Annotated in this window: 12 protein-coding genes; 4 read left to right on the plus strand and 8 right to left on the minus strand. The window is 66.4% G+C overall.

Annotated elements, in window-relative coordinates:
- The first annotated feature begins 353 nt into the window (after positions 1-353).
- The 3 genes from V8J55_RS18950 to V8J55_RS18960 all read left to right on the plus strand — a co-directional run bounded on the left by V8J55_RS18950 (position 354) and on the right by V8J55_RS18960 (position 4,570).
- On the plus strand, positions 354-1,736 hold the full coding sequence (locus V8J55_RS18950) for a DEAD/DEAH box helicase (RefSeq protein ID WP_336447152.1): 1,383 nt from the start codon (positions 354-356) through the stop codon (positions 1,734-1,736).
- 58 nt (positions 1,737-1,794) lie between these two features.
- Positions 1,795-3,462 (plus strand): MFS transporter, encoded by a 1,668-nt coding sequence (locus V8J55_RS18955; RefSeq protein ID WP_336447153.1) that lies wholly within the window; start codon positions 1,795-1,797, stop codon positions 3,460-3,462.
- Positions 3,463-3,535: 73 nt separating this feature from the next.
- Positions 3,536-4,570, plus strand: a complete 1,035-nt coding sequence (locus V8J55_RS18960) for an alpha/beta fold hydrolase (RefSeq protein WP_336447154.1) — start codon at positions 3,536-3,538, stop codon at positions 4,568-4,570.
- On the opposite strand, the gene V8J55_RS18965 is transcribed toward V8J55_RS18960, so the two are convergent.
- From V8J55_RS18965 to V8J55_RS18995, 7 genes are all read right to left on the minus strand, one after another.
- Positions 4,524-5,276 (minus strand): alpha/beta fold hydrolase, encoded by a 753-nt coding sequence (locus V8J55_RS18965; RefSeq protein WP_336447155.1) that lies wholly within the window; start codon positions 5,274-5,276, stop codon positions 4,524-4,526. The two genes, V8J55_RS18960 and V8J55_RS18965, sit on opposite strands and share 47 nt — an antisense overlap.
- Positions 5,277-5,322: 46 nt before the next feature.
- Positions 5,323-5,562 carry a hypothetical protein gene (locus tag V8J55_RS18970; protein WP_336447156.1) on the minus strand — a complete coding sequence of 80 codons (240 nt, stop codon included), beginning with the start codon at positions 5,560-5,562 and terminating at the stop codon, positions 5,323-5,325.
- A gap of 132 nt (positions 5,563-5,694) precedes the next feature.
- Entirely contained in the window at positions 5,695-6,645 is a 951-nt protein-coding gene (locus V8J55_RS18975) for a DUF5996 family protein (RefSeq protein WP_336447157.1), read from the minus strand.
- A 122-nt stretch (positions 6,646-6,767) separates the two neighbouring features.
- On the minus strand, positions 6,768-7,439 hold the full coding sequence (locus V8J55_RS18980) for a spermidine synthase (RefSeq protein ID WP_336447158.1): 672 nt from the start codon (positions 7,437-7,439) through the stop codon (positions 6,768-6,770).
- Positions 7,436-8,686 (minus strand): N-succinylarginine dihydrolase, encoded by a 1,251-nt coding sequence (locus tag V8J55_RS18985; RefSeq protein ID WP_336447159.1) that lies wholly within the window; start codon positions 8,684-8,686, stop codon positions 7,436-7,438. Before V8J55_RS18985 ends, V8J55_RS18980 begins: the two co-directional genes overlap by 4 nt.
- 3 nt (positions 8,687-8,689) lie before the next feature.
- Positions 8,690-9,691 carry an arginine N-succinyltransferase gene (locus V8J55_RS18990; protein WP_336447160.1) on the minus strand — a complete coding sequence of 334 codons (1,002 nt, stop codon included), beginning with the start codon at positions 9,689-9,691 and terminating at the stop codon, positions 8,690-8,692.
- Entirely contained in the window at positions 9,688-10,896 is a 1,209-nt protein-coding gene (locus V8J55_RS18995; RefSeq protein ID WP_336447161.1) for a hydrolase, read from the minus strand. Before V8J55_RS18995 ends, V8J55_RS18990 begins: the two co-directional genes overlap by 4 nt.
- A 194-nt stretch (positions 10,897-11,090) precedes the next feature.
- Between V8J55_RS18995 and V8J55_RS19000 the strand changes: the two genes are divergently transcribed.
- Positions 11,091-12,272, plus strand: coding sequence for a GGDEF domain-containing protein (locus V8J55_RS19000; RefSeq protein ID WP_336447162.1), 1,182 nt, complete (start codon positions 11,091-11,093; stop codon positions 12,270-12,272).
- A 2-nt stretch (positions 12,273-12,274) separates the two neighbouring features.
- Here V8J55_RS19000 and V8J55_RS19005 read toward each other — a convergent pair whose 3' ends face one another.
- Complete coding sequence (locus V8J55_RS19005) at positions 12,275-12,574, minus strand: hypothetical protein (protein WP_336447163.1); 300 nt, start codon at positions 12,572-12,574, stop codon at positions 12,275-12,277.
- Positions 12,575-12,582: the final 8 nt, after the last annotated feature.

Consider the following 12,582-nt stretch of genomic DNA (forward strand, 5'->3'; position numbering starts at 1 on the left):
CCGTTGGTGCTGAGCTTGCCGAAGCACCGCCCATTTCTTCTGCTACCAATGAAGAAAGAACGGCCCTCCGACAAGCTCAGGGCAAACGGGAAGCGAAAGCGTCGCTTTGTCACGCAATAATCTTGCAATCCGGCGCAACCCATGCCATATGATGGTGCAGCGCAGCATGGCGGGACCACCCGCCGCAACCACCGGCAGCGTGATTTTCCCGCCCGAAACAGGCGCGGGACGAGCCGGACCAGCGCTTTGTCCCCAGAGGCACCCTTTCACGCGGGTCGTTTCGAACCCGCGGCCGTGCGCCGTCCGTTCGAACCGAACGGATGCGCCTGCGCGTCGCCCTATGTGAGTATTTTATGACGACTTTTAACGACTTTGGCCTGCACGCCGACATCAATCGCGCGCTTGCCGCCAAGGATTATACCCAGCCGACCCCGATCCAGACGCAGGCGATCCCGCCGCTGATGAAGGGCCGCGACCTGTGCGGCATTGCGCAGACGGGCACCGGCAAGACCGCCGGTTTCTCGCTGCCGTCGATCCATCACCTTTTGACCTATCCGCATCGCGCCAATCCGCGGAGCTGCCGCATGCTCGTCCTCGCGCCGACGCGCGAACTCGCCGCGCAGATCGCGCAGAGCTGCCGCGACTATGGCCGTTTCACCAAGCTCAGCGTCACGACCGTTTTCGGCGGCGTTCCGATCAACAAGCAGATCCGCGAGCTTTCGGGCGGCGTCGACATCCTCGTCGCGACCCCGGGCCGCCTGCTTGACCTGATCGACCAGCGCGCGCTGCGCCTCGACGACGTCGAAATCTTCGTCCTCGACGAAGCCGACCAGATGATGGACATGGGCTTCATCCACTCGCTGCGCCGCATCGCCAAGCTGCTGCCGTCGCGCCGCCAGAACCTCTTCTTCTCGGCGACGATGCCGAAGGAAATCGCGCACCTCGCCGAACAGTTCCTCGAGGATCCGGTGACCGTGTCGGTCACCCCGGCGGCGACCACGGTCGAAAAGATCAGCCAATATTCGACCTTCGTCGAACAGAAGGAAAAGCAGGCGCTGCTGCACTCGGTCATCGCCAGCGAGGATATCGACCGCGCACTGATCTTCACCCGCACCAAGCATGGCGCCGACCGCGTCGTGCGCCACCTCGCGGGCGCGGGCATCAAGGCGATGGCGATCCATGGCAACAAGAGCCAGTCGCAGCGCACCCACGCGCTGCAGGCGTTCCGCTCGGGCGAAATCAAGCTGCTCGTCGCGACCGACATCGCCGCACGCGGCATCGACGTGTCGGGCGTCAGCCATGTGATCAACTTCGAGATTCCGAACGTTCCCGAACAATATGTCCACCGCATCGGCCGCACCGCGCGTGCCGGCGCCGAGGGCAAGGCGATCAGCTTCATCGCGCCCGATGAGCGCCCGTACATGCGCGATATCGAGCGCGTGACGCGGAGCAAGTCCGAGCCGATGCCGCTGCCGGAGAATTTCAACGAGCTGGTGCGCAACCTGCCAAAGCCGGCACAGCCGCCGCGCGACACCGGCAGCCAGGGCCGCAACCCGCAGCGCCAGCGCGACGACGCGCTGCGCGGCCGTGACGGCAACAAGCCGCGCGGCGATCGCGGGCCGCGCCGTGACGGCGCTCCTGCCGGCGAAGGCGCGGAAGGCCAGCGCAAGCGCCGTTTCCGCCCGCGCAACAAGAGCGTCGGCGCGCACAAGGGTGCGGTCAAGCGCGTCGGTTGACGCGCGCTACCCGTCCGCTAGACCCTTCGCCCACAAGATATGGGCGAAGGGGTAGCGGATGACGAACGGTGACGGCGCGACGGCACTCGAAACCCGGCAGAGCGAACGCAAGGTCATCCTGGCATCGTCGCTCGGCACGGTGTTCGAATGGTATGATTTCTACCTCTACGGCCTGCTCGCGACGATCATCTCGGCGCAATTCTTCTCGGGCGTCAACGAAACCACCGGCTTCATCTTCGCGCTTGGCGCCTTTGCCGCGGGCTTTGCCGTAAGGCCGTTTGGCGCGCTCGTCTTCGGGCGCATCGGCGACCTTGTCGGGCGCAAGAACACATTCCTCGTCACCATGGGACTGATGGGCGCCTCGACCTTCCTCGTCGGCGTGCTCCCCAGCTATGCGTCGATCGGCGTCGCGGCGCCGATCCTGCTCGTGCTGCTCCGCCTCGTCCAGGGGCTCGCGCTCGGCGGCGAATATGGCGGCGCCGCCACTTACGTCGCCGAACATGCCCCCGACGGCAAACGCGGCCTGTTCACCAGCTTTATCCAGACCACCGCGACGCTCGGCCTGTTCGCGGCGCTCGGCGTCGTCATCGTCATCCGCTCGGCGATGGGCGAGGCGGCCTTCGCCGACTGGGGCTGGCGCATTCCCTTCCTGATCTCGGTAATCCTGCTCGGCGTGTCGCTGTGGATTCGCCTGCAACTCGAGGAAAGCCCGGTCTTCAAGCAGATGAAGGAGGAGGGCACGACCTCGAAGGCGCCGCTCACCGAAGCCTTCGGCCGCTGGGAGAATCTCAAATGGGTGATCGTCGCGCTGTTCGGCGCGGTCGCGGGGCAGGCGGTCGTCTGGTATTCGGGGCAATTTTACGCGCTCTTCTTCCTCGAAAAGACACTGAAGGTCGACGGCGCGACCGCGAACATATTGATCGCCATCGCGCTCGCGCTCGGCACCCCCTTCTTCATCTTCTTCGGCTGGCTCAGCGACAAGGTCGGGCGCAAGCCGATCATCCTCGCGGGCTGCGCGCTCGCCGCGATCACCTATTTCCCGGCGTTCCAGATGCTCACCAGCGCGGCCAATCCGGCGATGGCCAAGGCACAGCAGAACGCCGCCGTGATCATGGCGGCCGATCCCGGGTCCTGCTCGTTCCAGTTCGATCCGATCGGAGGCAACAAGTTCGAAGGCAGCGGCTGCGACATCATCAAGTCGACGCTGGCAAAGGCGGGTGCGAGCTACACGTCTTTCACGCGCGAACGCATGACGGGCGAACCCGCGCGCGTGCGCATCGGCTCGCGCGTCCTCGCCGCGCCCGATCCCTGGCGTATCGCCGAAGAGGACCGCGCCGGCGCGATCGCTACCTTCCGTTCGGACCTCGAACGCGCGCTGGCGGACGCCGGCTATCCGGCAAAGGCCGATCCGGCGGCGATCAACAAGCCGCTTGTCGTCGCGATCCTCTTCTACCTCGTGCTGCTCGTGACGATGGTCTACGGTCCGATCGCGGCGCTGCTCGTCGAACTCTTCCCCAGCCGCATTCGCTACACGGCAATGTCGCTGCCCTATCATATCGGCAACGGCTGGTTCGGCGGTTTCCTGCCGACGACGGCGTTCGCGATGGTCGCGGCGACGGGCAATATCTATTACGGCCTCTGGTATCCCGTGATCGTCGCGGTGATCACGTTGGTCATCGGGTTGCTGTTCCTGCCCGAAACCTTCCGGCGCAAGATTCACGAATAGGTTAGGCGGCAGGCTGCGCATTGACCTCACGCCCTCAAACGCTAGGGTCGCCGCGAGCCTTGAGGGGGGCATGATGATCGACGAAGACGATTTCGACCCGCCGCCGCCGCGGCGCCCGTTGTTCCGGCGCAAGCGCGTGTTGATCCCACTCGCGTTGTTGCTCGCGATGGTCGTCGGCTTCCTCCTGCTCCTGACCCCCGACACCGATCGCGATGAAATGATCGCGAAATATGGCGGGCCGAACGCCACCTTCGTCGCGGGGCCGGCGGGGCAGCGCATCCACTATCGCGATCAGGGCAATCGCGAGGGACCTGCGATCATCCTGGTCCATGGCTCGAACGCGAGCCTTCATACGTGGGAACCGCTGGTGAAGCGGCTCGGCGCCACCTACCGGATTGTCACGCTCGACCTGCCGGGACACGGGCTCACCGGCGCGACCCCCGACACCGATTATTCGGCCGAGGGCATGATGGATGCTATCGACGTCGTCGCGGCGAAGCTGGGGCTCGATCATTTCATCCTCGGCGGCAATTCGATGGGGGGCTGGGTCAGCTGGCGCTACGCGCTCGCGCAGCCCGCGCGTGTCGATGCGCTGTTGCTGATCGACGCCTCCGGCATGCCGCTGCGACCGGGCGAGAAACGGCCCGAATCGAACGTCGGTTTCCGCGTCCTCGAATATCCTTTCGGCCGCTGGCTTGCGACGCGGGTGACCCCGCGGATGCTGGTCGAACAGTCGCTGCGCGGGTCGGTCGAAAAGCAGGCGATCGTCGATGAGGCGATGATCGATCGCTATTGGGAATTGCTGCACTTCCCCGGCAATCGCGAAGCGACCGTGCTGCGCGCGCGGATGGACCGCGAGCCCGCGATGGCGGCGCGCGTAGGCGAGATCAAGGCGCCGACGCTGATCCTGTTCGGTGATAAGGACCGGCTGATCAACCCGAGCGCTGCGAAAAGTTTCAACGAACGTATCGCGGGGTCCGAGGTCGTGATGCTGCCGGGAATCGGCCATCTGCCGATGGAGGAGGCGCCCGATGCGACCGCGGAGGCGATCGCCGATTTCCTCAAGCGGCGGCTCGTACCATCTCCGGCTGATCCAGAAACGCGCTGATCCGCCCCGCGATGGCTGCGGCATGGGTGAAGGGGAAGAGGTGCGATCCCGGCACCATTTCCAACACCGCGCCATCGATCTGGTCGGCGAGCATCTCACCATAGCAGGCGGGCACCACGCCATCCTGCTCACCCATTAAGACCAGCGTCGGAAGCTCTTTCAGCCCCGGCAGGAAAGCCACGCTGCTCCATCCGATCATCGCAGCACTCTGGTAAGCGAGGCCGAGCGGCGTGGCGGTCTGAATCCGTAGCCCGCTCGCCAGCATGTCGTCGTCGAGCATCACCGCCCATCCGATCCCCGGCGCGCCCATGACCGGCGTCGTCGCCATCAGCACCATATGACGCACGCGCCCCGGAAACTGGATTGCGATCTGCTGCGCCAGCGCGCCGCCCCAGCTGAACCCGGCGACGTCGATCATCTTGTGGCCAAGGCGGTCGGCGATCTCCATCACCACCGCCGCAATCGTCGGCGCGCCATAGGGCAGCAGCGCGTCGGGCGAGCCGCCGACGCCCGGCATGTCGAGCGTCCACACCTCGCGGCCGTGGATCTGCGCGAGCAGCGGCGCGGCGGCGACCAGATCGGCACCGATGCCATTGAGGAACAGCAAAGGCGTACCCGGCGTGCCTTCGCGCCAGCGCGCGACGCGCAGGCTCAGGCCGTAAACATGCTCGCTGCTGATGGCCGGCCGGCCGCTGATCCTGCTCATGGCCGGTGCCTTCGCATATCTGGATGACCGGCGAAAGACCGCAGATCTATTCCGCCTGCCGCGCGGCCGCCCCGGCCTGCTCGAAGCGTAGGCAATCGAAAATCTTCGCGCCCGCGAGGAACACCGAACCGGTGCAGGCGAGCAGCAACAGCTTGCCGCCAACTCCCGGATATTCGTGCAGATAAGCGGCGCCGCGCGCCATTGCCCCGACGGCGAGGGCATAGATGATGAGGCACGCTTCGAAGCGCGTCTTGATGACGAACAGGCGTCCGATTTTTTTCAGCATCACCATAGCCTAAGCAAGCGCCGTGCCACCGGCGCAAATGCGGGATTCGGCGCGCCGGGTTTATGGTAAACTGTAAGTTAATCCGACAGGTGGGAACAAGCCATCAGGCCATCCGTTCGGCGAAAAGACGGTTCAATTCGTCTCGCGAACGCGTGCCGGCGCGCCCAGCGGGCACTCCAGCGCGGCGCGGTCCCAGCCCGCGGCATCGGCCGTCGCGCCATAGCTGCGCTCGAGGAAATCGAGCAGCAGCGCATCGGGTGACGCCGCCGCCCGCACCGCGTCATAGGGCAGGATATATTCGCCCATGCCCGTATCGAAGCGCGCCGCAGCGGGCATCGGATAGTCCCGGAACCCGGCCGGCTCGGGATAGGCGTAGGAGTAAAAGGCAGGCTCGGGAAAAGCGTCGCCGCCCGGCCAGAAACCCGCGCTGCTGACTTCGTGCGAATAGGCTTCGCGCGTCACCGGGTCGGGCAGGCCGGGCACGCCGCCGGGATGCGGCGCCGCCGCGCGGCCCGAAAAGCGCGTGACCGCCAGGTCGAAGCTGCCCCAGAAGAAATGCACCGGGCTCGCCTTGCCGAGAAACCCGCTGCGGAACAGTTTGAACACCCGGTCGACCTGCATCAGCGCGCGCCAGAAACGATGCGCGGCGTCGGCGTCATAGCTTTTGTGGCTCTCGTCGCGCGCGAACGGGATCGGATCGGGCACCTCGTTCGGCACGCCATGGATGCGCACCGCGATGCCGAGATCGGCAAGCAGCCCGAGCAGTCGGTCGTGAAAATCGGCGACGCTGCGCGGTTCGAGCACGAGCTCGCGGGTCTGCCCCTGGCTGGTGCGGCAGATCAGCCGGTGGACGATGAAGTCGAATTCGATCTCGAGCAGCTCGTGCCCGACCGGGATCGGCGATGTGGTGAGGCCGCGCGCACTGACATAGAGTGGCACCTGCCAGCCATGGTTGAGCCAGGGTGTCAGCGACAGGCGGATCTTGCCGACGATCTGCGTCCACAGCTTCAGCGTGATCGCGGTATCGCGCCAGTCGCCCCAGCGCAGTTCGGGCCAGATCGCGGATTGCTCGGTCGGTGACATCGCGGCTTTCCTTCGACAAATATCGTGCGCCGCCCCGCGTGGAGTGTAGCCGTTTCTATGCCTAAGAATAGCGCGGAATCGGTCCGGCCCGCGACGTTAGCTCGCCATTTACGCGTGCGCCGCTAGTTCGCTCGCGCAAACCAGATCACGTGCCGCGGCCCCTTGCCATTGCTGCGCGCGCGCACGCCGACCTCTTCGACTTGAAAGCCCGCCGCCGTCAACCGGCGCGTGAAGCGCGCGTCGGGGGCTGCCGACCATATCGCCAATATGCCGCCGGGCCGCAGCGCCGCCTTGGCCGTTGCGAGGCCCTCCGCCGAATAGAGTCCCTCGTTGGCGTCGCGCGTCAGGCCATCGGGGCCATTGTCGACGTCGAGCAGGATCGCGTCATAGCGGCGCGTCGCCGCGCCGATCGCCTTCGACACGTCGCCAAGGATCAGCTCGACCCGTGGATCGTCGAGACAGCCTGCCGCCAGCTCTGCCATCGGTCCGCGCGCCCATTCGATGATGCCGGGGACGAGTTCGGCCACCGCAATCCTTGCGTCGGGACCGAGTGTCGCCAATGCCGCGCGCAGGGTGAACCCCATGCCATAGCCGCCGATCAGCAGGCTGGCGGCCTTCGAGCTGCGCAGCCGGTCGCAGGTCATTGTCGCCAACGCTTCTTCGGAGCCGCTCATCCGGCTGCTCATCAATTCGTTGCGATCGATCGCGATGATGAAATCGTCGCCGCGCCGGTACAGGCGCAGCTCGTCGCCGCCCGGGACTTCGGCGGTGCCGATCAGCTCGCGTATCTTCAACCGAGTTCGCCGAGATCGAGCATTTCGAGCAGCGCGGCGCGCGCCTTGCGCACGTCGCTCGCCAGCGCCGCCGACGCGAGGTCGCCGGGCGCGATCGCTTCGGGCCAGTGTGTTGCGACGACGCCGGCTATCCGGTCGAGCTTTGCTTCGTCGGCGATAAAGCGCGGATCGACCGTCGCCGGATCGGCAACAACGCGCAGCCGCAGGCATGCCGGGCCGCCGCCGTTCGCCATCGACTGGCGGACGTTGACGGGGAGCAGGCGGCGGATCGGGCCGTTGCCGGCGACATGCGCCTCGAGCCATTTCCACACCGCGGGCGTCGCCTGCGCCTCGGTCGGCAGCACCAGTCCCATGCCGCCGCCGTCGGGCAGGCTGACCAGCTGGGCGTTGAACAGATAGGATTTGATCGCGTCGGGCAGGCTCACCGCGCTCGCGGGCACCTCGACGATCTCGACCGCGGGGAAGGCGGCGCGGATTTCGGCGTGCGCCGCCTCGCGGTCCTCGAACGCGGTTTCGTGCGTGAAGAGCACATGCTCGTTCGCGACCGCGACGACGTCGTTGTGGAACGCGCCGCCCTGGATCGCGGTGTCCGACTGGCGGATGAACAAGGTGCGCGCGGGATCGAGCCGGTGATTGCGCGCGATCGCTTTCGACGCATCGAGATGCTGGCGCGCCGGGAAGCGGCCGCCGCCGACGCCATAGACGAAGATCTCGACGCCTTGCCCGTCGTGCCCGCTGCACAGCCGCATATGGTTCGCCGCGCCCTCGTCGCCGAAGGGGGCGGGGATGGGGGCGTGCACCGCAAAGGCGGGATGCGCGAACGCAAGGCGAAGCTGCGCGAGCGTGCCCGGCCATTCATGGCTGCGGTGCGGCATGGTGACGAGGTTCGCGACGGTCAGATGGCATTTGCCGTCGGCGCTGTCGGGGGCGGGGGAGACGGTCGCGGCGTTGGCGGCCCACATCGACGACGCCGACCAGGCTTGCGCGCGCAAATGCCCCTCGGCGTCCTCCGGCGTCGTGCCGAGCGTCGCCAGCCAGGGCGCGTCGGGGCGGTCGAGCGGAGCGAAGAAGCCCTGCGGCAGCCCGAGCGTCAGGTTATGGCGCATCTTCTCGATGCCCTGCAGTGCTGCGGCGCGCGGCTGCGACACGTCGCCGGCATTGCTTGCCGACGCGATATTGCCGCGGCTGAGCCCGGCATAATTGTGGCTCGGGCCGATGATCCCGTCGAAATTGATTTCGGTGAGCATGGTTTAGCGCCCGATCCAGCTGATGTTGCTGCCTTTTCCGACACCCAGCAGCTTCGCCGCCTCGCTGTCGAGCGTCGCGCCGTCGCCGACCTTGCCGAAACAACAGCGGAAATCGGCGAGTTGCCCCGTCGCGACCAGCGCGTCCTTGCCCGTTTCGGCGATGGCCGAAATCTCGATATGTTTCGCGTCCTTGATGCTTGCGACCTGATCGGTGCGCGCGGTCATCGTCGGGCCGCCGTCGAAGATGTCGACAAAGTTTTCGTACGCGAAGCCCTCATTCTCGAGCATGCGCATCGCCGCGCGCCCCGTCGGGTGCGGCACGCCGATGACGCTGCGCGCATGCTCGCCCAGCATCGCGATATAGACGGGGTGTTTGGGCATCAGGTCGGCGATGAACTGATTGCCGTGGACCGCGTTGAACTGGTCGGCTTCCTGGAAGTTCATGCCAAAGAATTTGCCCGCGACCCCGTCCCAGAAGGGCGATCCGCCTGCTTCGTCGATCACCCCGCGCAGCTCGGCGAGGATGCGGTCGCCGAAGCGCGCGCGGTGCCGCGCGATGAACAAATAGCGCGAACGCGCGAGCAGCAGCCCGAGCCCGCCGGCGCGCGCCGCGGGGTGCAGGAACAGCCCGCCGACCTCGCTCGCGCCGTTGAGGTCGTTGCTGAGCATCAGCACCTGTGCGTGGAAGGTGCGGCCCAGCTGCTCGCTATGCTTGCTGTCGGTGCCGATGCGGTACGAATAGAAGGGCCAGCGCTGCCCAACCTGCCCGAAAATCTGGCAGGTGCCGCGCACTTCGCCATTGTCCGTATCTTCGAGCACGAGCAGGTACAGCTCGTCCGACGGATATTCCTTGTCGCTCGCGAACGATGCTTCGGTGCGCTCGAGCTTGGCACGCAAGGCATTCTTGTCGGGGGGCAGGTTGGTGAAGCCGCCGCCGGTCAGCTTCGCCATCTCGTAAATGCTTTGCAAGTCGCCCGGCTTGGCCGCCCGGATCACATAATTCACACAGTCCCCCGTTCCGCTATTCTTATCATGGTGAGTGCCGACAGTTGCGCGCGCTCGGCGAGGCTATCGACGATCAGAAATTCGTCCGACGAATGGATCGCGCCGCCGCGCGGGCCCATCGTGTCGACCACCGGCACGCCGCACGCCGCGATATTATTGCCGTCGCACACCCCGCCGGTCGCGTTCCAGCCGATCGGCAGGCCGAGCGCGGCGCCGCAATCGCGTACCAGTTCGAACAGGCGCGTCGCCGCCGCATCAAGCGGCTTGGGCGGGCGATTGAAGCCGCCGTGGACGTGGCAATGGACATCATGCTCGCGCGACACCGCCGCGATCGCATCGCGCATCGCCGCCTCGGCCGCCGCCATCGCGTCGGGGGTCGACGGGCGCATATTGACGCGCAGGATCGCGCTGTCGGGCACGATATTGTTCGGGCCGCCGCCGTCGATCTTGGCCGGATTGACCTTCAGCGTATCGGACTTCAGCGCGCCGAGCCGCAGCGCGAGGTCGGCGGCGGCGAGCAAGGCGTTGCGCCCCTCTTGCGGATTGCGCCCGGCATGCGCCGCGCGGCCGTGGACGATGACCGAGAAATTGCCGCTGCCCGGCCGCGCTCCCGCCAGCGTGCCGTCGGGCAGCGCGGGCTCATACGTCAGCGCCGCGGTCTTGCCCTTCGCGAGTTCGGCGATCAGCCGCGCCGACGCCTGGCTGCCCGTTTCCTCGTCGCTGTTGATCATCACGTCATATCCGACGCGGCTCGCGAGCGGCGATGCCTCCAGCGCCGTCAGCGCCGCGAGGATCACCGAAATGCCCGCCTTCATGTCGGCGGTGCCGGGGCCGTTGAGCACGCCGTCTTCCAGCCACTTCAACGTCTGGAATGGATGATCGGCGGCGAACACCGTGTCCATATGCCCGGTCAGCAGCAATTGGACCGGCGCCTCGGGGCGCACGCGCACGTGCAGATGGTCGCCGCGCTGGATGGTGTTGACGGTGCCTGCGCTATCGACGCTTTCGACGGGGTCGGCGGCGACCAGCCGGACCTCGCCGGGCAGCGCCGCAAAGGCATCGGCCAGCTGCCCCGCGATCGTCTTCAATCCCGCCAGATTGCCCGTGCCGCTGTTCACCGCCGCCCATTGCTCGACTTGCGCGAGCATCGGGGCGTCGGCGGCGCGTTCAAGCGTCGCATTTTCTGTCGCGGTGAGACTGACCATGGGGTGGCTATAGCGAGCGGCGAGGGGCTTTTGCACCCCCGGGGCGGCGATTTTGTCTTCGCTGTGCGGCAAGTCACTGTCGCGGGCCGTTCCCTTCGGTAATGGGGCACTCGAATTGCACCGAATCGCAACGCATTAACCGAAAGTTCGGAACAGCGTCGCTACGCTGGCCGAACCGATAAGTGAGTGAGCCGATGACCGCCGCCTTTGTGCTTGGCATCAACATGTCCGTCGCCGGCATTTTTGCCGTTGCGTTCGCCGTGGTCGCGGCGACGAACCGCGGCGCGCGCGGTGCGCGGTGGCTTGCGGCGGGCTATGGCATGGGCATCATCTATGTCGCGTTGGAGTTTCTGCTGACGCGGCAGGTCGATCCGACCCCGGTCGGCATCGGCATATTCCTGGTCTTCCTGATCGCGCTCAGCTTTGCGCTGGTCGGTGTCGCTCATCATTATCGGGCGCAGCCGCCGTGGGGCGCGATGGCGGCGATCTGGGTCGTCACGATCCTCGCCGTGCCGGTGATCTTCAGCATGACCTATGGCTCGATCGTGCGTCTGATGCTTTACCAGATACCCTATTTTTCGATGCAGGCCCTGCTCGGGCTCGTGATCTGGCGCTCGGGCCGGCGCCAGGCGCTCGACCTGCTGCTGATCGCGCTTCAGGTGCTCGCGGCGAGCATCTATGTCGCCAAACCCTTCATCGCGGCGATCGTAGGGACGGCGAGCGCGCCGCAGGGCTATATGGCGACGACTTATGCCGCGATCTCGCAAAGCGGGAGCGTCGTCACGCTCATGGCGATCGCGCTCGTCATGCTGCTCGTGATCATGCGCGACACCACCGCGGAGATGGTCGCGCGCTCGGAAACCGATCCGCTTTCGAGTGTGCTCAACCGGCGCGGTTTCGAACATCATGCCGAACTGGCGCTGCTGCGCGGCGGGGAGGTGGCGGTGCTCGTCGCGGCCGACCTCGACGACTTCAAGAAGATCAACGACAGCTTCGGCCACGCCGCGGGCGACGGCGTGATCGCGCATTTCGCGGCGATGCTGGTCGATGCGGCGCCCGCCAATGCGATCGTCGGCCGGATCGGGGGCGAGGAATTCGCCGTCCTGCTTCCCGACGCGCTGCTGTCCGACGGCCGCCTCTATGCCGAAACCGTGCGCACGACCTTTACCTCGGCGCAATTGCCGGTGCTGGGGGTCGACCGCGGCTTTACAGCGTCTTTCGGAGTGGCGCAGCGAACGTCGGACGATTCGCTGTTCGACCTGTCGCGCCGCGCCGACGCCGCGCTGTACCGCGCCAAGGCGGGTGGACGGAATCAGGTGCGGGTCGCGATTGCCGAACTGGCGCCGGCTCCGACGCCGGCCCGCGGGGTTGCCTGAACTCAGACCGCGAGCAGCGGCGTGTCTTCCTCGCGCGGCGGCGCGGGTTCGAAACCGGGCAGGGGCTCGAACTCCTCTTCGCTGAGCTCGATCGACGCCAATCCATCGAGCTTGAAGTGGCCGAGCCGCGGGTCCTCATCGGACCGCCAGCTCTTGTTGAGGTTCAGTGCGCTGATGAACAGGTCGCCGCGGCGCTCGAACAGCAGGTGCGGCGCCAGCGTCAGCACCTGGCCGTTATAATGCGCCGTCACCAGCCTTTTGCGGGCGATGGCTTCCATCAGTTTCAGTCGTGTATCGTCCATGATTCCGG

Origin of the sequence: Sphingopyxis sp. CCNWLW2 (assembly GCF_037095755.1) — a bacterium.
Lineage (GTDB): Bacteria > Pseudomonadota > Alphaproteobacteria > Sphingomonadales > Sphingomonadaceae > Sphingopyxis.

Bases quoted from the DNA above. Each gene is read 5' to 3' on its own strand.
- V8J55_RS18950 (WP_336447152.1), top strand. From the start codon at position 354: ATGACGACTTTTAACGACTTTGGCCTGCACGCCGACATCAATCGCGCG.
- V8J55_RS18955 (WP_336447153.1), top strand. From the start codon at position 1,795: ATGACGAACGGTGACGGCGCGACGGCACTCGAAACCCGGCAGAGCGAA.
- V8J55_RS18960 (WP_336447154.1), top strand. From the start codon at position 3,536: ATGATCGACGAAGACGATTTCGACCCGCCGCCGCCGCGGCGCCCGTTG.
- V8J55_RS18965 (WP_336447155.1), bottom strand. From the start codon at position 5,276: ATGAGCAGGATCAGCGGCCGGCCGGCCATCAGCAGCGAGCATGTTTAC.
- V8J55_RS18970 (WP_336447156.1), bottom strand. From the start codon at position 5,562: ATGCTGAAAAAAATCGGACGCCTGTTCGTCATCAAGACGCGCTTCGAA.
- V8J55_RS18975 (WP_336447157.1), bottom strand. From the start codon at position 6,645: ATGTCACCGACCGAGCAATCCGCGATCTGGCCCGAACTGCGCTGGGGC.
- V8J55_RS18985 (WP_336447159.1), bottom strand. From the start codon at position 8,686: ATGCTCACCGAAATCAATTTCGACGGGATCATCGGCCCGAGCCACAAT.
- V8J55_RS18995 (WP_336447161.1), bottom strand. From the start codon at position 10,896: ATGGTCAGTCTCACCGCGACAGAAAATGCGACGCTTGAACGCGCCGCC.
- V8J55_RS19000 (WP_336447162.1), top strand. From the start codon at position 11,091: ATGACCGCCGCCTTTGTGCTTGGCATCAACATGTCCGTCGCCGGCATT.
- V8J55_RS19005 (WP_336447163.1), bottom strand. From the start codon at position 12,574: ATGGACGATACACGACTGAAACTGATGGAAGCCATCGCCCGCAAAAGG.